The sequence below is a fragment of the Cognataquiflexum rubidum genome, from assembly GCF_022538115.1.
Classification (GTDB): Bacteria; Bacteroidota; Bacteroidia; order Cytophagales; family Cyclobacteriaceae; genus Cognataquiflexum; species Cognataquiflexum rubidum.
Genome location: NZ_JAKZAL010000017.1, coordinates 70,520 through 90,834 on the forward strand (window position 1 = coordinate 70,520; position 20,315 = coordinate 90,834).

Consider the following 20,315-nt stretch of genomic DNA (forward strand, 5'->3'; position numbering starts at 1 on the left):
AAATCATTTAATGCCCGGTCATATTTGCTCATGGCCACAAATAGCCATTCCTTATTTCTCAGGACTTTTCTTGAATTTTTCATACCCCTCCAGATCTAACAAAAATATACCTCTTCCATCTCCGGCACCTTTTTGGTAACCAAACTGATGGGCTATAATATTTCCATGTTTGTTCACCACAGGATTGTCTGATTTGATTTTATTGAAATACCGGGTGGAGAAATCGGCCAGTCTTTCGACCTCACCGCTGCCATCCAGCTTCAGTTTATAAATATCCAGTTTGTACTTGTTCCTTTCTTCCATAGGCTGGTGACGGTCACTTTCGATGACCATGTATTTTCCGTCAGGAAAGATGCCTTCCGCTTCATTATAGCTTTTGGGCAAATCGGTGTACTTGGTTGTTTCTTTTGTCTTTAAATTGAAGCCAAACACCTGCGAATTGTAATACTGATCTCTCGCATCTCCCCAATAATGCGTGTAAATCAGTTCCTCATTGAGAGGTGGTCTAAAATCCTGTGTTTCCAGCCGGACATATGCTGAGGAGTCTTTGTAAGAAATGACTGTTTGCACATCTTTCAAATGGGGAATTCCGCCTTCATAGATTATCTCTCCTGTTTTTATTTCCCTTTGTCCCTGAAGAGTCCAGGCTATCTTCATGCTATTTTTGGAAACCGCAGGACCCTCATCACAGAAAGCATTTAAGGGAAATGGAGTATTTGGCTTATCCTTGGTAAGCACATACAATCCAAGTCCGGCATGTCGGTCTTTCTCCGGATCGTTGGCATCAAAAATATTAGAGCCCATGGCAAGAAGCAAATCCCCGTTTGATAAACACAAAACCCGATGGATACCGCCATGATAAAAACCGGAGGTCACCTGAGAAACTTCCTTTGTAGCAATGTTTATTTTGAACACATCGCCCACCAGCTTATTTAAAAAGTAGATATTCTCTGATTTTTCATCCCACTCGGGCCTTACTCCCCATGTGGTAAGAATGGAAAAGTAAGGGGGCAATTCCTCTATCAATGACTCGATTGTCTGGGCATTTGCCTGATTTACAAACTGGAGTAAAAAAAGGGTACCAATAAGAATTCCTTTTTTGAGGGTTATCAGGTTACTCATAATCCAAAATTTGATTTGTTCATTTAAAAATAAAACCGACTGACCTGCCACCATTCTCACGGAAAGTTAGGCCAAACACATCTGTATAAAAATATAAAAAAAATAGAAATCTACAAGGCAGAAATGGAATCGGTTAGGGGATGTCCCACCCGATATTCTTAAAGGAATCTTTTGGCCGTACCTTCTTACCAATAACGGGGTTGAAATGAAGAATGATGAATTCAAAATTATGAATTCATCATTCTGAATCGGTTCTTCTATTTTTTGGCAAAAAACAACTGAATCACCGTCGAAAATCCCATCACAAAAAAGCAGCCTATCGCATTGTACCAAAGAAATCCGATATCGATCGGAATCCCCAACAGCGAGTCACCGTTTTTCCAGTGGATCAAGAGAATCAAAGCCTGGGAAATAAAGGCAGCAATAAATACCGCGTGGCCCTTCACCCATTTCATATAAAAACCGACAAGGAATATCCCCAAAATCGTCCCGTAAAAGAGCGAACCGAGCAGGTTGACGGCTTGGATCAGGTTTTCAAACAGGGAAGCATAGATGGCAAACAGGATAGCAAACCCACCCCAAATCGCCGTAAACCACTTGGAAGATACCATATAGTGGTATTGGGTTGCATTTTTAACAATTGAGCGCTTGTACATGTCGATCGTCGTGGTCGTGCCTAGGGAGTTGAACTCCGAAGCGGACGAGGACATGGCCGCACTGAAGATCACCGCAAAAAGCAACCCGATAATACCCTTGGGCAGGTAATCCATCACAAATCGCATAAAGATATAATCGGTGTCCCGCGTTACAGCCTCCGAGTCGTTTCTGACAATCAGATCTTTTACCTCATTTCGGATGGTTTCCTGGTATTGGCTTTTCTTTTGGATGCCGTCCTTCGCCATGGCGATGCCGGCTTCGTCTTCTACCTCCACGGCTTTCAGAAGGTCTTGGATGTCTTTGTTCTTTTCCTGAAAAACCTGAGTGAACTTATCCTGCAAAAACCTGTAATCTTCCTTCAGGGCACTGTTTTCCAATTGCTCGGTCTGTTGCTTGTTGAAGACGACAGGAGGTTGGAAGAATTGGTAAAACACAAATACCATCACTCCGATAAAAAGGATAATAAACTGCATCGGTACTTTCAGAAGGCCATTCATCATCAGCCCCATCCTGCTTTGCGTCAGCGAACTGCCGGAAAGGTAGCGCTGCACCTGAGATTGGTCTGTCCCAAAGTAGGAAAGAAAAAGAAACAGCGCCGCAGTCATCCCTGACCAAAAATTATAGCGGTCGGCCCAATTGAACTCAAAATTGACCACGTTGAGTTTTTCCATTTTACCTGCCACATGCAGGGCGTCGGTAAACTTCACCGGAAGCATGTATATGACCAGGATTCCTGCAAGGAGCATTCCTCCCATCATCACACCCATTTGTTGTTTTTGGGTAATGGAAACAGCCTTGGTCCCGCCGGAAACAGTATAGACAATCACCATCAATCCGATAAAGATATTGGTGAAGGTGAGGTTCCAATTCAATAATGTCGAAAGGATAATCGCCGGGGCATAGATCGTAATCCCTGCTGCAAGACCCCTTTGAACGAGGAAAAGAAAAGCTGCCAAAGTCCTTGTCTTCAGGTCAAACCTTGTCTCCAAAAACTCATAGGCGGTATAAACTTTCAGTTTGTAATAAATCGGAAGGAAAGTGACCGAAAGGATAATCATCGCCAAAGGCAATCCGAAGTAAAACTGGATAAAACGCATCCCGTCCTCATAGGCCTGACCGGGTGTGCTGAGAAAAGTAATGGCTGAAGCCTGCGTCGCCATGATGGAAAGACCGATGGTCCACCAGTTCATGTCACCGCTTCCACGGATATAGCCATCCATGTCATTGACCTTATAGGTTTTGTACACGCCATAAGCGGCGATGGTGATGAGGGTACCGAAGAGGACGATCCAGTCTAATGCACTCATGCGAAGTGGTGTGTTAGCCAATAAAAAAACAAAACCAAACCACCCAAGGTCAGCATCAAGCCTATGTACCAGTTGTTCCAGTTGATTTTATCTTTCATTTCCCCTGCTCAATAAGGTTGACAAATAACTTGACCGCACCGGGCACTCCTGCCGGCAACTGACGGAACCAGGATATACTGGAATAGGTATATGTTCCCGCGCCATATTTGGTATGGATCAAAGAGCCTCCAAAAAATTTTTCTCCCGGATCCTGAAAAGCAATTGGCGCACTATAGTTTGGATCCCAATCTGCTGTAAAGTAGAGTCCCCTTTCCTGCACCCATCCTTCAAAATCCTTAGCGGTGATTTTATTGGGCCCTGCCAAAACCGGATGGGAATAATCTACCTGAATCGGTGAATTTTCTACAGTCACCCTTTCTCTCGATATCACAAATGGATACGGTCCAAGGTCTTTGGTCAGCAAAGGTGAACCGGTATTGTATTGGACGATTACATTTCCTCCTTCTTTCACATATTCCATCAACTGATCGACATTGGAAGCGAGTGCCTGATTGACATTGAATGCCCTGATGCCAACGATAACCGTGGAAAAGGCCTTGAGCCTGTCTTTTTGAATATCAGAATCCTCCAAAATGCTCACCTGATAGCCAAGGTTTTTCAGTACTTCAGCCACATCATCACCGGCACCGTTGATGTAACCGATCTTTTGGCCGGAAACTTTCATATCTGTCTTGACAAGCCCAAAAGAAGTACTGGTAAAATACGTGAGGTTAGGAATATGCTTGTAAGATATCCGCTTTGTGTCCAAGTTGAATTCCCTGCCATCTTTGCTTCTGAAAGTGACCATAACCTGCTTTTTCTCTTGGTCAGAATCCAGGATATCAATCGTGTAAAGTGTCCTCTTTCTCCTATCATCCCTGTCTGCGCTTACGATACGGTATTGACTGGGCGATAAGCCTTTAAGCATAAGTTCCCCCTCCAAAATCTTATCCCTGAAACTCACTTCCACATGCAGTTTATGCTCGGCACCTTCCACCAAAAACAGATTGGCCTTATCCAGGTGCACATTGACCTCGGGTACCAAAGTAAATGGCTGCTTGATCTCGCCGTCTACCTGATCATTGTATTTGTATTGGAGAGGAAGCTCCATCCTGATTTTTTGTGATCCGATTTCCATTGTTACTACCCCATAGATACCGGGGCTGTTGTTGGGTTTTCCGATTTTCTCAGGTTCAGTGATGTTGAACAAGGCTCCATCTAATGGTTTTTCTAACCAAAATGGCTGTGAAACAGGGTAGTCTTGTGGAATCAGAATTTCAATCGGTACGGTCACCGGAATATTGGCATTGATTTCTTTTGCGATTTCCGCTTTGAAAAGTGCCCCGTCAAAAGAAATGACCTTCACCACCGATTGTGCCGGGTTATTGATGACAAATTCCGTGTTGATTTTTTCGCCGGGATAACCGATTTCTTTCTTGATATTGAATTCTCCTTTGATGCCCAAAGTTTCCAAGATCAATCCATCGAGAAGCACCTTCTTTTCTGTCAGCCAAACCGCAGTTGATTTTTGGGTATCAAGCAAAGTCTTGATTTTAAGCAAGCCTTCGAGGTTATTTTCAGGCTGGATAAAGTCAAAGGAAGAAAGTACGGCCTCAATAGACTTTGTGATTTCTGCCCCGTTTGGAAGTTCATTCCAGCGGCTTTCTATCCCTTCAAAAGGATGGGATTTAAAAGGGGAACCTTTGATCAGTTCTATAAAGTCATTGCCTTGACCAATCTGGGAGGTCGATCCGAAGCCTTGGGATTTGTGCATCGTCCTGCTGTCAGCGGCAATCTTGGAATAGGTCGTCCCCAACAAAGGATTGTATTCTCCCACCAAAAACTTATGGTAGGTCTTTCCTTCTTCGGGTTCGTATTGCCCTCCCCAATTGTAAGCATTCCAAAATACACTTTTGGGCTGCCATACGGAAACATATTTGAGTTGCTCGGGAAAGGCATTCTTGTCAGCGGCCAGTTCAAATGCCTCTACAGAAAGCATGGCTGAACTGGTATGGTGACCGTGCGTGGTACCGGGAATGGTGTTGAACCTGTTGAGAATCACATCAGGCTGGTACTTCCGGATAATCCAAACCACATCGGAAAGGAGTTTCTTTTTGTCCCAATTGTTGAAAGTTTCGTCAGGGTTTTTGCTGAATCCAAAGTCCAAAGCTCTGGTAAAAAATTGCCTCCCACCGTCAGTTTCCCTAGCTCTCAGAAGTTCCTGAGTCCGGATCATGCCCAATTCTATACCCAATTCACTACCGATCAGGTTTTGTCCGCCGTCTCCCCTCGTCAGCGAAAGGTAAGCCACTTCCGCATGTTCGGCATTGGCCAGGTAAGCAATCAGTCTGGTATTCTCATCATCAGGATGCGCCGCAACAAACAATATCCGTTTGGTCTCCTGAAATCTGAGCAGTTTATGATATAGCTGGGAAGAAGGATTGGCCTGTGCAAAAATCGGAACTATAAAAAGGTAACATAAGCAAAATAGCCACCACTTTTGATTCTTCATGTTTTTCAAAATTTGGGTAAAATGTAAGGTAAGCAATTAGCAAAAAAAACTGTTTTTTATATCAGTGGGTTTTGGTGATTGTTAAAGTATCTTAATAATTATTTTGGTTACCTGCTTCTTTGCTAGTAACCTAATTTTCTACACCAATCGAGACGGAAGACGGAAGTCAGAAGTCGGAAGTCTCTCGGAGGGATGGGATGGACCGTATAATTCGGTTTCTTGATATGATTTGAAGTGAGAAATCACTTACTGGGAATGAAGGCGGACATACATAATATTTATTAACTATTTTACTTGTTGTCTAAGAATTTTGATTAAGATTCATTTTCTGCTGATGGTGTTGACAATGGACTATCGACCGAGCGCTATAAACTCAATACGAATTTTTATCCTTGAAAATTGAATACCCTACTGTCCATTCAAAGAAGTCTGCCTTGAAGCCGTGAGCTTTGAGGGTGATTCCGGTAAACATTTGCTTGGAAAATCTATACCTAATCCCTACCCTTTCATAATAGGCACTGGGTTCATCATTGAAATAATTTCGGTGCATATAAACTCCTATTCCTAAAGGAATCGAGAAATTCTTTTTCAACACCCATTCCCCGGAAGCTACCAAAGCAAAGGATGCTTTGTCCATAAATCCAGACTTTCCCCATTCCCCCGGCAAAGAACCATTGCCTGCATAAAACATATCCAAGCCAAGTCCATACCTGAGTTTATAACCCCTCTGCTTGAGGTAATTGACACTAAAACCCCACTTCATGTAGACATCACCACCTATTTCATAATTTTTAGCTCCTGCCGAAACCCATAGATTCACATGGCTGTTTGGGATGAATTTTGGAATATCAGACAGACTGGATTGATCAAAATAAGCACGGTTGAGTGTTGACCTCAGTCCGATGGAAAATGGAATGAAATTCAGACCGGAGTTGGGCTTTTTGATTGACCCGTTGGAAAAATGCTTCAGCCCAAAAGCTGTTTCCAAATCCAGCCAGGGAGAAAGGGCATAGCGCATGGAAAAACCCACGTGGACGTACCCGTTTCTATAAGACCCGATAAATTGGTTTATCGGATTATAATCAGGGTCATAGGGTTTGAAGTTAAACGCCAACCCGAAAGCTGCAAAATAACTATAGCTCAACCTACCTTTCAAAAAGGTTTTGGTAAACGGAAGATCGGCGTAGGCATAAACAGCATTGGGTTTGCCGATATAGTCATTTTTGAAAGTAGCGGTATAAAGTCCAAAACCATAGGTCGGATAACTGTAAATCCGATTATAAAGATTCTTTCTGGTATTCTTAAAGCCAAATCGTAGATCAAGTGCAGTGTAATTCAACCCGTTGTCGATGAATTCCCCCCAATCGGTGTTCTTGGGAATCATCGGACCTGTCTCAAACAACAGACTAAGATTCTTCTGGAATTTTGGATTATGGGAAGTAGTATCCGGGGAGGAAAAACCATTGGCCATAAAAACAGGAAAAACCATTAGGAAAAACAAACCGCTGACCAAAGGATTTGATGGCATTTACAAGAATTTTTGTTTGGGTTTCCAAAAATGACTATTTAATTGGAGTAAACAAAATGGATCGGCACCAACAAAAAAAACCGCCATTTCTGGCGGTTTCCTTTTCTCTTTTTTGGTTTGAAAAATTACTTTTCCATCCAGTCGGCACCTAATTTGGCAACCAACATTTTATTGTATTTTTCAACCTCAGCGGTATTTTTCAGTCTCACATGGACATTGTAAAGAATCTCCATGATTTCAACGTTTTCAGGCCTAAGAGACAATCCTTTTTCGAAATAAGGAACTGCTTCTGCATACAGACCTTCAGCTTGCTTGGTCATCGTCGGCGCATTTTTCTCCCATTCATCATCAGACAAATCATTGATTTTACCCAATATTGTTTTTGCCTGCTCAAGGAAGATAGCTCCTGTATAGTAGTTGCCTTCAAAGAAGTTAGGATCAGCGACGACAGATTTTTTGTATTCTACCAAAGCACCATCCATATCCCCAGACTGCTCCAACAGGTAACCGTATCTCAACAACAAACCTGCATTGTTTGGATCAGAAGCCAAAGCCGCTTTTACGGAAGCCATTGCCTCGTCCATTTTGTTCATTTGAAGCAATAACTGCACTTCAAACTCAGAAAGGGTTTTGTCTTCCGGATAATCTGCCCTTGCTCGGGTTACGTATTTGTAAGCCTCTTCCGGATCTTTATCTTCCGCACTGATGATCTGAATCAAAAGGTAATACGAGCTTAGCTTGTTGTACTCTTTTACCTCAATCAGTTTTTTGAATTGTTTCTTAGCCTCTTCAAATTTACCAAGGTCATTGGCTATAAAGGCCGTATTAAACGCTGATGAAGTGTCGGTCGGATCGATTTCGGTCATGAGGTTAAAAAACTCATAGGCCATTTCCATGTCCTCATTTTCATAACTCACGGCTGCCTTATTGAACGTTTCGTTCTTTAAAGTTGACATCGAATAAGGTTTGAAATTTTCGGGCAAATCCGGGATTTCTTCTTTGTAAACTTCTTTTCCTATTTTGCCTTCTTTATCATTTCCTGACATTTCCATGGCCTTGGTAAACTGAGCAAGTGCACTTCTACCTGTCTCAACCGTAGACATTACGTTGGTTGAATCCAAGCCGAATTTTTTTGTTAAAATTCTAGCTTTCAGAAGTGGGGTTTCAGGGTTATCCTTGGTTTCCGGATTTTCTAGCGCTGCATCAATCTCCGTTAAGGCGATTTCAAGATCTCCTTTTTTGAAGTTCTTTTCGGCGGAGCTGACGACTTTCTTTTGGGCAAAAGCACCTGTCGCAATTGCAACCAATGCTAATGATAAGATTACCTTTTTCATTTTTTTTCTTTTTTGCTAATTATTTGGTTCTGTATTGGTTCAATTATAAGTATTGGATTATGATTCTGCCGGAGTTTCTACCTCATCTTCCTCTTCCCTAGTGATTTTTTCGACTGACGAAATTTCATCACTTTCGCTTAATTTGATCAACCTCACACCCTGCGTCGCTCTTCCCATTACCCTCAATTCCGACACCGGAGTTCTGATGGTAATCCCTGATTTGTTGATAATCATCAGGTCATCACCGTCTACCACTTCCTTGATAGCAACTAGGTATCCGGTTTTTTCCGTGGTGTTCATAGCTTTGACACCCTTTCCACCTCGGTTGGTAATCCTGTATTCTTCTATCAGGGACCGCTTTCCATAGCCTTTTTGTGAAACTACCAAAAGCGTGGCATCTTCCCTCGCTGCACATACCATGCCAACCACTTCGTCGTTAACATCCGTTAACGTTATTGCCTTTACGCCCGTAGCAGTCCTGCCCATTGGCCTTACCTTTGATTCATGAAAATGCACCGCCCTGCCGGATTTGGCAGCAATGATGATATGGGAATCTCCGGTGGTCATTTCTACCCTGAGCAACTGGTCTTCATCCCTGATATTCAGTGCAATAATTCCATTTGTCCTTGGACGGGAATACTGCTCTAAAGTGGTTTTTTTGATAATCCCGTTCTTGGTGACCATCACGAGGTAGTTGTTGGTGATATAATCTATATCGTTCAAATCGCCTACCTGAATAATTGATCTTATTTTATCCTCAGATGTAATATTGATGAGATTCTGTATTGGCCGTCCTTTTGTGGCTTTGGCACCTTCAGGAATCGCATAAGTTTTTAGCCAGAATAATTTTCCAAGATCTGTAAAAATCAGCAGGTAATTATGAGTAGATGCCGTAAACAAATACTCTGTCCAATCATCTTGCTTGGTGATAGCGCCTTTTGACCCCACTCCTCCTCTGCCCTGCGACCTGTATTCTGTCAAAGCGGTCCTTTTTATATACCCCTGATGCGAGACGGTAATGATAACCTCCTCATTTGGAATCATGTCCTCATAGCTGAAATCTTCCGCATTGTGCTCGATGGCGGTTCTCCTGGCATCGTTGTACCTGTCTTTGATCTCGGTGAGTTCGTCTTTGATAATCTGCATTCTGCGCTCTTCACTACCCAAGATGTCCTTGAGGTCTATGATCAAAGTCATGATCTCATTGTACTCATCCTGGATTTTCTCCCTTTCCATGCCTGTAAGACGCTGCAAACGCATATCCAAAATGGCACGGGCCTGAATCTCACTCAGACTGAATCTTTCCATCAAACCATTTCTGGCGGTTTCAGGATCTCTGCTACTTCTGATCAAGGAAATCACCTCATCCAAGTGATCCAATGCGATCAGGTAACCTTCCAGGATGTGGGCTCTCTTCTCAGCCTCCCTCAATTCATACTCTGTCCTTCTGACGACCACTTCATGTCTGTGATTGACATAGTGGAAAATCATATCCTTCAGATTGAGTGTCTGCGGTCTACCTTTGACAAGGGCAACGTTATTGACTGAAAAAGAAGTCATCAACTGCGTCTGCTTGTAGAGGTTGTTCAATACCACACTGGATATCGCATCTCTCTTCAACTCATAGACAATCCTCATTCCCTGACGGTCAGATTCGTCCCTGATGGCGGAGATACCTTCTATTTTCTTTTCGTTGATCAAGGCTGCGGTCTTCTCGATCATATTGGCCTTGTTGACCAAATAGGGGATTTCGGAGATGATGATGGCTTCTCTGCCGTTTTCCTTGGTTTCGATTTCGGCTTTGCCTCTGACGACTACACGGCCGCGGCCTGTTTCAAAAGCTGCCTTTACACCGTTGTAGCCATAAATTATGCCTCCTGTAGGAAAATCAGGGGCAATTATAAATTCCATCAGTTCAGCGATGGTGATGTCCCTGTTGTCGATAAAAGCGATGATACCGCTGACAACTTCACCAAGATTATGAGGGGCCATATTGGTCGCCATACCTACTGCAATCCCGGAAGTACCGTTCAATAGCAGCGCAGGAATTTTGGCAGGCAATACAACCGGTTCTTTGAGAGAATCATCAAAATTGAACTGGAAATCGACCGTTTCTTTGTTGATATCAATCAGCAACTCCTCGGCTATTCTTTTGAGCCTGGCTTCAGTATATCGCATCGCTGCAGGATTATCCCCATCGACGGAACCGAAGTTACCCTGTCCATCCACCAAAGGGTATCTGAGGGACCAAGGCTGTGCCATTCTGACCATAGTCTCGTAAACCGCCGAGTCACCATGCGGGTGGTACTTACCCAATACTTCTCCAACTATTCTTGCAGATTTTTTGTAGGGTTTGTTGTGCATGACACCCAATTCCTGCATGCCAAAAAGTATCCTTCTGTGAACAGGCTTTAGGCCATCTCTTACATCAGGTAAAGCTCTTGAAACAATGACTGACATCGAATAATCGATGTACGCCCCTCTCATTTCATCCTCAATATTAATGGGGATTATATTCTCGTTTTGTCCTTGCGCCATATTTTAAAAGGTGATCAATAAGCCTGCAAGTTAATAAAAAGAATACGGTTTTAAAAAGGTAAACCGATCTTGGGCGAGGTTTTGATTTATCCTCAATACCACTGTCCCACCCGACGGTTTTGTTGCTGGAAAATCGAGCTTCCCCGATACTCTACCCCGCCGTGTAAGTGCTTCATTACTACCCCGCAACCCGGTACTTTGCAGCGCTTGGTGCTGGGAAGACTTATCGAAAGTCCAAACTGTGCAAAAAAAAGATTTTGACTGATGGTTTGAAATTCTTCAGGAATTTCTGTCTGATAATTGTAGTTGCGAAACTCTGCTCCTGCTTTTACAAAAAACTTGGTGTATTCCGAAAATTCTTTTTCCACCCTCAGCGCAACATTGAAAAATGACTGGTTATCTGTCTTGATCAAGGGGTCAAAGTTGTTTCTCATATACACATTTCCAAACTCACTTTCGGCGATAAATCTCCAAGGGTAAATCTGTCTGATTCTCTGGTTTTTTTCCGACTGCATCATGAGATTGTTAGAATCAAAGGCTTTGTATTTCCATTGCAAAAATTTTGCCCGCTTGTTGGCATCATACAGCACCAATCCTATCGACCCAAAGGCCCTGTCCAAAGTATAGCTTTGCTGCTGAAACTGAAACTCCAGATCGCCCGAGCGGAGGTTGTCCATCTTCCCAAATTCTCTCCCGTACCCGGCACCAAGAGTCAGGGTATTGAATAGGTTGACCTTAACTGCAGCATTGATCGGAACGGCAAAACCATTCCTCGAAAAAGTCAGGGTATCTTCAGCAGTGACTTGCTGAGGGACTTCCATATTTTGAAATTGGGAAATAGGGTATTGGGATGGGGAAAGGGAAGTAAAAACCATTTCATTCATATGGAAAGCCCCTCCGGTAAAAACTTCAAAACTGAAGTTACCCATGGCGTTTCGGACGACATTTCCAATATTGCTTTGACTCTTTCTTGTCTTGGATTTTGCCTTGGAATCAATACCAAAGATATCTTCATCCTGTGCTTGGGCGAATTGCATTCCCAACAACAATATTCCAAACAGCGAAATTAATTTCTTCATACGGATAATAACGAAAGCGAAATTAAAAACAATACCTTGATTAAAGCAAAAAAGGCCTCCAATATTGGAAGCCTTTTGATTTTTGCTGATTCAAATATTTATACTTTCCCTTCGCCTGATGCCCGTTTTTCCTTAAGTTGGGTAATCAAAGCATTGATTTTTTCATTCAGGCTAGGGTCTGCTGCTTTGGCCTTCATGATTTTGTTGTAGGTCGCGGCCCCCAATTTCTCGGAATCTTTGATGAATTCAACTTTGTAGTTTCTTACAGCTTCGCCCAAAGAATCCATAAAATCCTGTATTTTTTGATAAGAGGCTTTCTCCTCCTCAGTGATTTTTATTTCTGCCAATTTAGCTTCATTGCCCCAAGCACCTTTGATTTCGTTGTATCTTCCCGCTCCGCCAAGGGTAGAATCACCTTTGATCATCTCCACCAATTCTTCCTGTTTTACAGCCAAAAAGTTGGCGACCGATTCTTCCATCGTCGCAAACTTCAAAATTTCTTCTTCGGTAACCTCCTCTGTCGCTTCTTGTGCGAAGGAATTAAAACTTATCAATCCGGTAATCAGGAATGCCAATACGAATAATCTTTTCATCTTAAAATGGTTTTGGTTAGTAATCATGGTGAATCATCTTCCAATAAACGTGCTAGCCACCTTGATTACAAGAATAACCATTCGAAAAATACAATAAAAAATGTTGAATGGATTAAATCTTTTATAAAAGGAAATTGGGATTTTGCCTCATTCAAAGACTTTTGAGTTCACGGATGGTCTGAATGGGGTCTGCTGCCGAAAACACAAAATTGCCTGCAACCAAGACATCCGCTCCTTCCGCGATCAGCAATGGGGCGTTTTTCAGGTTCACTCCTCCGTCGATTTCTATCAGGGTGGAAGTCCCTTTTTTATAGATCAATGATTTGAGCTGTGACACCTTTTGGTAAGTATGTTCGATAAATTTTTGCGCCCCAAATCCCGGATTGACTGACATCACACAGACAAGGTCTATATCCTGAATGATTTCTTCCAACAGACTGACAGGGGTATGTGGGTTGATCGCGACACCTGCCTTGCAGCCAAGGGCTTTGATGGCCTGTAAGGTTCGATGAAGGTGGTTACAGGCCTCCAAATGCACCGAAATGATGTGTGCGCCGGCTTTTTGGAAAGCTTCCAGGTACCTATCAGGATCCACTATCATCAGATGCACATCCAAAGGTTTTGTAGCATGCTTATGAATCGCTTCGGTAACGGGTATTCCAAACGAAATATTGGGTACAAAAACACCGTCCATGATGTCCACATGGATATAATCTGCTTCAGAGGCATTGAGCATTTCTACTTCTTTCTGGAGATTGGCAAAATCAGCCGCAAGTACGGAAGGTGCAATTTGGACAGGCATGGATAGATTTGGTTTTGGAATCGCCTGCAAAGGAAATAAAAAAATACCTTCGTCCCTTACCTTTTCAACAATTTTGTCCTTTTGACTTCTCTGCCGGATTGCATTTGAACCAAAAACATTCCTTTTGGAATCATCGGCAGGCTGATCTCAAAGGGTTGATCGAAGGAAGCTCTCTGGATATCCATTCTCTGGATTTCTTTGCCATTGATGTCGTAGAGAGAAAATTCACCCGAGAGGCTTTTGCCAAACTGAACAAAAAGATCCCCTCCGTTCAATGGATTGGGATAAACCTGAAAATCACTCTCTTTTTCCAAAGTCAAAATACTCAAAATCTCTTCAAAATAGGCTTTGGAAAAATCAGGAATTCCATATCCCAATAGGTTATCCGGTTTATCATATTGGCTGGAACTTCTCAGGATATAATCGATCAGTTCATCTTTGGTCCACTCGGGTCGCGCTTCCCATAATCCTGCCGCCAAAGCCGCAACCTGCGGTGCAGAAAAGGAAGTACCATTGGACGGTCCCAATGTCCCGTTGGAACGGATGACTTGGGCACTGTTGCCAAAAGCAGAAACTTCAGGCTTGATCCTTCCATCTGCGGTTGGACCCTGAGAGCTGAATCCCGCGCGGGCAAGGTTGGCATTGACTGCTCCGACTGCCAAAATTCCTTCGGCATCGGCCGGAGCAATTATGGAGGTTACTCCCCTTGAACCGTAATTGCCGGCGCTAGTAACGACCAAAATTCCCTTCTCGGCGGCGATAACTGCACCTTGGGTAATGGTGGCAGTTTTGCCATCCAGATCAGCTTTGGTGTAATCCATGTTCCGGTCATCAAAATCCCAATACCCCAAAGAACTGCTGATGATATCCGCGCCAAGACTGTCCGCCCAAGCAGCAGCCCTGACCCAATTGTATTCTTCAATCCGGTATTCCGTGGGAACGTCCTCTGTAATTCCAAGGATGTATTTGGCATCAGGTGCACCCGAAACCAACAAATTTTCCTGCTTCGCAGCGATCAGGGAAAGGGCATTTGTCCCGTGCTGGTTAAAAGTATACACATTTCCATTTTCAAGATGGACAAAATCCCGCGTGCCGACTATTTGGTTGTTTGTAAACAAATGAGCGAAAGCAGAAATGGTATTGACCCCGGGAAAACCTGCATCAAAAACCGCAATGGTAATCCCTTTGCCCTTGTATCCTTCCTCATGCATGGCAGGGATGCCGATCAGGTCATTCTGAAAATCATAGGGTGTCGCCGCTGTTTTTGCATTTGTCTTATTAGGAGAACTAGCACCGACTTTTGCATCAAATCCAAAACCGGATCTTCCATTGGAACTTTGTCCTGGAGCTGCCAAGACGACTTTTTCTACATAACTTAATGCAGCGATGGCATTGATATTTTCGACAGTGGCCTCCACCATGGCCGCATTCAGCCAATTGATCGGGTATAGGATTTTAGCTGATTTGGAAGATATTCCGGCTACATATTTGGAAGAAACAGGCAAATCAAGGCTGTCAACAGGAATCTGGAACTTTGCCCTTCTCGCTAGAGATGCCGCAGACAAAAACTCGGACGGACGGTTGAGGGAAAATGTATCTTGAGGCTTAAACTTAAAATGAACGGCGTACCTATTTTGACCATGGGAAATGGAAACCAAAAAAAAGCAGAAAACAGAAAAAATGATCCGTTTAAAGTTTGCCATATGATTTGATTTTTAAATGGGTAAACCTTCCCGAGTCTACGATCTTTTGTCCAAGACAATCATTCCTGGAGCAATAGGTGTACACTTCATAATATTGCTCAACTAGGCCAACACCCTTGGCGAATACCTCATAGCGGTTATCCCTGAAGGTGATTTCATCGTCATCTTCTTCCTGAAGTACTTTCAATGATTGGGAAAATGACTGTTGACCCACTTCAATTTTTCCCAAAAAGGAAATTTCATACTCATCGGGATTTCCGGAATTGAAGATTTGGGCATCCCATGTTTTCTCCAACTCAGGAGGAAAAACCAGGTTGACGGTCTTTTTGTTCTCGAAAGTCCTCAATAAGGTCATGTTGCGATATTGCATCAGGTAATTTACGATGACCGCCCAATCCGTCCCATCAGCAGATTTCTCTCTTGCAAGGACATAGACAAGGTCATTTTCGACATTGAGATAGGTGTAGATGATCCTGTCTCTCAAGAAAAAGGAGCTGCTTTCTTCATCACTTTCCCCGAATACGATGGTTTCATTGACCTCGTATTCCCAGAAAAGACCAACTTCCAAAGGCTGATAATCCAATCCAAAATCTGAATCAGGCTTCTCAGTCTCTGTGCAGGAAAATAAAAAAGCAATTAGGCTAAGAAAGTAAAGTGGGTGAATCTTAAGCATAAGCGAGTTCTAGACGTCTACAAAAATACAATTTTAACCTGAAATTTCTACCTTAGCATCCAAAAATCATCAAAACAGCATCATGGCTCTCCGTTCTTTTGTAAAAATAAGTGCAGTTACCAACCTTTCAGACGCCAGGTATTGTGCAGGAATGTATGTCAACCTGATCGGATTTGATCTGGAAGAAAACAGCAAAAACTTTACTTCTTCCCAAAAATTCAATGAAATCACCGATTGGCTATCAGGGGTTGATTTTGTCGCTGAATTTGAAAGCACCCATCCCGAGAAAATCCTGACACTTGTCCAGGAATACAACGGGATCAATTTTATAGAAACAAAAGAGGAAATCTATTTGAGGATGTTGGTCAATTCTTCTTTTGGAATCATACTCAAAAAGGAATTGTCTACAGAAGAGGACTTGGATGACCTGATTGCCAAAGCACAATTTTTCAAGGATTTCGGAGTGGTCTTACACCTCGTATCGGATAGTATGGAAGTGGATAGCTCAGTTATCGAAAAACTGAAAACTTTAGCTTCTTCGGTGGATGTATTGCTTGGTTTTGGGATTGAACCTGACACAATTGGGAAAATAATAGAAGAAACAGGCATCAAAGGAATTGCCCTTGAAGGAGGGGAAGAAATCAAACCGGGCCTAAAGGATTTTGACCAGTTGGCTGAGATATTGGAAGTTCTTGAGATCGAAGAATAAATAGAATTGGAATAGAAAAATGCTAGAGAAAGAGAGAATCACCAGTGACTATATGGACATACAGGACCATATCTGTCAGCAACTGGAAATAGAAGACGGCAAGGGGAAATTCCAGGAAGACAAGTGGACAAGGGCGGAAGGCGGCGGCGGAAGGACACGTATCATCCAAAATGGCAATGTCATAGAAAAAGGCGGGGTGGCATTCTCCGCTGTGGAAGGTCCCACACCGGACAAAATCCTTCAAAAACTCAATCTTGAAAAGGCAGATTTTTATGCCACAGGCGTATCCATAGTCATCCATCCCGAAAGCCCCATGGTGCCGATCATCCACATGAATATCCGGTATTTTGAAATGAGCAATGGCGTGAGATGGTTTGGAGGAGGGATTGACCTTACTCCTCATTATGTGGACATCAAGGATGCGCAGTACTTTCACCAAGAGGTAAAGGCCACCTGCGATCAATCTAACCTAGACTACTACCCAAAATTCAAAAAGTGGGCAGATGATTATTTTTTTATCAAACACAGGAATGAAACAAGAGGAATCGGCGGCATTTTCTTCGACAGACTGACCAGCCATGATGCTAAAGAGATGGATTCAGTCTTCGGGTTTGTAAAATCTGTCGGATACCTTTTTCCTAAAGTCTACCGCCACTTGATGGCCAAGAATAAATCTTTGCCCTACGGAGAAAATGAGAAAAAATGGCAGGCACTCCGTCGCGGCAGGTATGTGGAATTTAACCTGGTGTGGGATGCAGGCACCAAATTTGGATTGGACACCAATGGGAGAACGGAAAGCATCCTAATGAGTATGCCTCCCATGGCCAATTGGGAATACATGCATCAGCCCTCTGCGGGCTCAAAAGAAGCGTTCACCCTGGACCATTTGAAAAAAGAGATTGATTGGGTGAATATTTAGGAATTGGTTATTGGGTTAATGGTTATTGGGTAAATGGTTATTGGTTATTGGGTTATTTGATTAATTGGTTAATTGGTTATTTGGTTAGAGGTTATTTGGTTAATAAAGTCGGGTCAAAGGTTAGGTAACAGGTTACATCGGTCATCGGACAGGTCCTTTAAAACTTACTCAGTGAAAAAGATCTCGAATCTTAGAAAAACATGCTAGAAAAAATCAGTGAATGGGATCAGGCTCTTTTTTTGTGGTTAAACCAATACCACTCGGATTTTCTTGATCCTGTCATGTTCTTTTTGACCCAAACTTATCCTTGGATTCCGCTTTATATTTTCTTGATTTTTTTGGTTGCGAAAGCCCACGGCAAACAGGGTTGGTGGGTAATATTGGGCGTATTGCTTGCGGTCATGCTTGCAGACCAAATCACATCAGCGTTGATGAAACCGTTTTTCGAAAGGCTAAGGCCATGCCATGAAGTTTTATTGAATGGCATGATCCACAATTATGGCAAATGCGGGGGCATGTACGGCTTTGCTTCCTCCCATGCGGCCAATAGTTTTGCCATTGCGACTGCCATGTATTTTGGGCTCTCCTTTAAATTTCCTGCCATAAAATGGCTATTCCTTTGGGCGGTGTTTTTTTCGTACACAAGGATTTACCTTGGTGTACACTATCCGGGAGATGTAGCCGTCGGAGGCTTGGTGGGCATTGTCAGCGGCATTACAGGATATCACCTTTTTCAATACATCTACCATTTTGTGAAGACAAAATGGAAAATAGAAAAAATCAAAACTGACTGAATCAGTCTGCATATCCTCTGATGATTCTTTGGATGTATTTACCAATGATATCAAACTCAAGGTTTACCTCATCTCCAACTTTCAGTTCATGGAAGTTGGTATGCTCATAGGTATAGGGGATAATGGCCACAGAAAATTTCCCGTTTTTGGAATTGAAGCAGGTAAGGCTAGTGCCATTGACCGTGATGGAACCCTTCTCAACTGTTACATTTCCGGTGTGGGTATCAAAAGAGAAATCAAAAACCCAAGAACCATCCTGTTCGGCGATCCCATCTACTTTTCCGACCTGATCGACATGACCCTGGACGATATGTCCATCAAACCTGCCGTTGGCAGGCATGCAGCGCTCAAGGTTTATTTTTTTGCCAATGGCCCAGGATTTAAGGTTGGTTTTTTTCAGGGTCTCATCTATCGCAGTCACACTGTAGGTATTCCCTTCTACTGCAACCACAGTCAGACAGACGCCATTATGGGAAACAGACTGATCTACTTTGAGTTGAGCGGTAATCGGTGATGAAATATCGAACCTGACATTGGTTCCTTCTTTGGTGAGTCCTGTGACTGTTCCCAATGTCTCAATAATTCCTGTAAACATATTTTAAATTCAAGTGGTCAATATTTCAGACAATAAGCTTCAAAGCAATGAAATCGGTTCAAATTAAGCCAATTTATCCCTTAACTTCGCATCGTTTACAAAAGTTTCCCATTACCATCCACCCATGTTAAAATTAGAGGATAGCTACCGCCATAAAGGTCAGCGAAAAGAATTGGTAAAAATCATCCGGCAAAAAGGAATCAAAGACGAGGCTGTTTTGAACGCCATCAACACCCTTCCAAGGCATTTTTTCTTTGATTCAGCATTAGACTCCCACGCCTACGAGGACAAGGCATTCCCGATCGGGGAAGGTCAGACGATATCCCAACCATACACCGTCGCCTTCCAAACCGAACTTCTCAAAATTAAACCGGGTGACAAAGTGTTGGAAATCGGCACAGGGTCAGGATATCAGGGTGCTATCCTGCATTTGTTAGGAGCGGAGGTGCATACCATTGAATACCAGAAGAAGCTTTTTGACCGGACCAAAAAGTTTATGGCCAAATTGGGGATCCACTTGCATTTTTACTTTGGGGATGGCTCCAAAGGTATTCCTGAACATGCCCCTTACGATAAGATCCTAGTGACGGCAGGCGCACCTGTGGTCCCAAATTCATTATTGAAGCAATTGAAAGTGGGTGGAATTTTGGTGATCCCGGTAGGTGATCGAAAGACGCAGAAAATGATGAAACTCACAAAAATCACAGAAACAAAAATCGAGCAGGAGGCATTTGACAACTTTGCCTTTGTGCCTTTGTTGGGAATGGAAGGATGGAAATAACCAAATTTTATACTGAATTCAACCCCCTAATTTTTCATTGAAAGAAAAACCTTTTGTATTTTTACAAAAAAATTAACTTTTATGCCAAAACAGAAACCCGTAAAGCTGTCTGAAGTGATCATGACGGAAATGGTGTTGCCAAACGACACCAACACGCTGCACAACCTCATGGGCGGAAAACTGATGCACTGGATGGACGTGGTCGCGGCCATCGCCGCCCAAAAGCACTCCAACAGAATCGTGGTAACGGCCTCAGCAGATAGCATTTCTTTTAAGCATCCCATTCCGCTTGGCAATGTAGTGACCCTAAAGTCACGCGTAACAAGAGCTTTCAATTCTTCCATAGAAGTATTCATCGAGGTTTGGGCAGAAGATATTCCCGCCAACAAAAAGATCCTGACGCACAGGGCATTTTTCACCTTTGTGGCAGTAGACCAAAACGGCCGACCAATAGAAGTACCTGAAGCCATCCCCGAGACTCCCGAGGAAAAAGAATTGTATGATGGGGCATTGAGAAGACGGCAGCTGAGGTTGGTACTCGCCAAAAGAATGGACCCAAAAGATGCGGTTGAACTGAAGTCCATTTTCGGCTTTGAGGAGAATAATGGAAATTAGAGGTTCTCTTTTATT

Annotated in this window: 17 protein-coding genes; 5 read left to right on the forward strand and 12 right to left on the reverse strand. The window is 43.0% G+C overall.

The genetic code is table 11. The features are described from left to right. Positions 1–51: 51 nt before the first annotated feature. From MMU05_RS17065 to MMU05_RS17115, 11 genes are all read right to left on the reverse strand, one after another. Complete coding sequence (locus tag MMU05_RS17065; RefSeq protein WP_241142889.1) at positions 52–1,122, reverse strand: TolB family protein; 1,071 nt, start codon at positions 1,120–1,122, stop codon at positions 52–54. A 257-nt stretch (positions 1,123–1,379) separates the two neighbouring features. Then, on the reverse strand, positions 1,380–3,086 hold the full coding sequence (locus MMU05_RS17070) for a sodium:solute symporter family protein (protein ID WP_241142890.1): 1,707 nt from the start codon (positions 3,084–3,086) through the stop codon (positions 1,380–1,382). A 94-nt stretch (positions 3,087–3,180) separates the two neighbouring features. Next, positions 3,181–5,637, reverse strand: coding sequence for a PIG-L family deacetylase (locus MMU05_RS17075; protein ID WP_241142891.1), 2,457 nt, complete (start codon positions 5,635–5,637; stop codon positions 3,181–3,183). A 373-nt stretch (positions 5,638–6,010) separates the two neighbouring features. Then, a complete protein-coding gene (locus tag MMU05_RS17080) occupies positions 6,011–7,165 on the reverse strand; it encodes an acyloxyacyl hydrolase (protein WP_241142892.1) in 1,155 nt (384 codons plus the stop codon). Between the two features lie 125 nt (positions 7,166–7,290). After that, the gene (locus tag MMU05_RS17085) at positions 7,291–8,499 is read right to left on the reverse strand and encodes a tetratricopeptide repeat protein (RefSeq protein WP_241142893.1); all 1,209 of its coding nucleotides are present in this window, start codon (positions 8,497–8,499) and stop codon (positions 7,291–7,293) included. A 57-nt stretch (positions 8,500–8,556) separates the two neighbouring features. Then, positions 8,557–11,037 (reverse strand): DNA gyrase subunit A, encoded by a 2,481-nt coding sequence (gyrA, locus tag MMU05_RS17090; protein WP_241142894.1) that lies wholly within the window; start codon positions 11,035–11,037, stop codon positions 8,557–8,559. A 92-nt stretch (positions 11,038–11,129) separates the two neighbouring features. Further along, positions 11,130–12,116 carry a hypothetical protein gene (locus MMU05_RS17095; protein WP_241142895.1) on the reverse strand — a complete coding sequence of 329 codons (987 nt, stop codon included), beginning with the start codon at positions 12,114–12,116 and terminating at the stop codon, positions 11,130–11,132. Positions 12,117–12,214: 98 nt separating this feature from the next. Then, positions 12,215–12,709 (reverse strand): hypothetical protein, encoded by a 495-nt coding sequence (locus MMU05_RS17100; RefSeq protein WP_241142896.1) that lies wholly within the window; start codon positions 12,707–12,709, stop codon positions 12,215–12,217. Positions 12,710–12,860: 151 nt separating this feature from the next. Then, the gene (rpe, locus tag MMU05_RS17105) at positions 12,861–13,511 is read right to left on the reverse strand and encodes a ribulose-phosphate 3-epimerase (protein ID WP_241142897.1); all 651 of its coding nucleotides are present in this window, start codon (positions 13,509–13,511) and stop codon (positions 12,861–12,863) included. A gap of 56 nt (positions 13,512–13,567) precedes the next feature. Next, on the reverse strand, positions 13,568–15,214 hold the full coding sequence (locus tag MMU05_RS17110; protein WP_241142898.1) for a S8 family serine peptidase: 1,647 nt from the start codon (positions 15,212–15,214) through the stop codon (positions 13,568–13,570). After that, positions 15,201–15,887: a hypothetical protein gene (locus MMU05_RS17115; protein WP_241142899.1), complete on the reverse strand. Its 687-nt coding sequence runs from the start codon at positions 15,885–15,887 to the stop codon at positions 15,201–15,203. The genes MMU05_RS17110 and MMU05_RS17115 overlap by 14 nt, the downstream gene beginning before the upstream one ends. An 82-nt stretch (positions 15,888–15,969) precedes the next feature. On the opposite strand from MMU05_RS17115, the gene trpF reads away from it, so the two are divergent. From trpF to MMU05_RS17130, 3 genes are all read left to right on the forward strand, one after another. Then, positions 15,970–16,596, forward strand: coding sequence for a phosphoribosylanthranilate isomerase (gene trpF / locus MMU05_RS17120; protein ID WP_241142900.1), 627 nt, complete (start codon positions 15,970–15,972; stop codon positions 16,594–16,596). A 19-nt stretch (positions 16,597–16,615) separates the two neighbouring features. Further along, positions 16,616–17,515 (forward strand): oxygen-dependent coproporphyrinogen oxidase, encoded by a 900-nt coding sequence (hemF, locus tag MMU05_RS17125; RefSeq protein ID WP_241142901.1) that lies wholly within the window; start codon positions 16,616–16,618, stop codon positions 17,513–17,515. 200 nt (positions 17,516–17,715) lie between these two features. Next, complete coding sequence (locus MMU05_RS17130) at positions 17,716–18,309, forward strand: phosphatase PAP2 family protein (protein WP_241142902.1); 594 nt, start codon at positions 17,716–17,718, stop codon at positions 18,307–18,309. 1 nt (position 18,310) lies between these two features. On the opposite strand, the gene MMU05_RS17135 is transcribed toward MMU05_RS17130, so the two are convergent. Continuing rightward, positions 18,311–18,904, reverse strand: a complete 594-nt coding sequence (locus MMU05_RS17135; protein ID WP_241142903.1) for a riboflavin synthase — start codon at positions 18,902–18,904, stop codon at positions 18,311–18,313. A gap of 124 nt (positions 18,905–19,028) precedes the next feature. On the opposite strand from MMU05_RS17135, the gene MMU05_RS17140 reads away from it, so the two are divergent. After that, complete coding sequence (locus tag MMU05_RS17140) at positions 19,029–19,685, forward strand: protein-L-isoaspartate(D-aspartate) O-methyltransferase (protein WP_241142904.1); 657 nt, start codon at positions 19,029–19,031, stop codon at positions 19,683–19,685. Between the two features lie 81 nt (positions 19,686–19,766). Continuing rightward, positions 19,767–20,300, forward strand: coding sequence for an acyl-CoA thioesterase (locus tag MMU05_RS17145; protein ID WP_241142905.1), 534 nt, complete (start codon positions 19,767–19,769; stop codon positions 20,298–20,300). Positions 20,301–20,315: the final 15 nt, after the last annotated feature.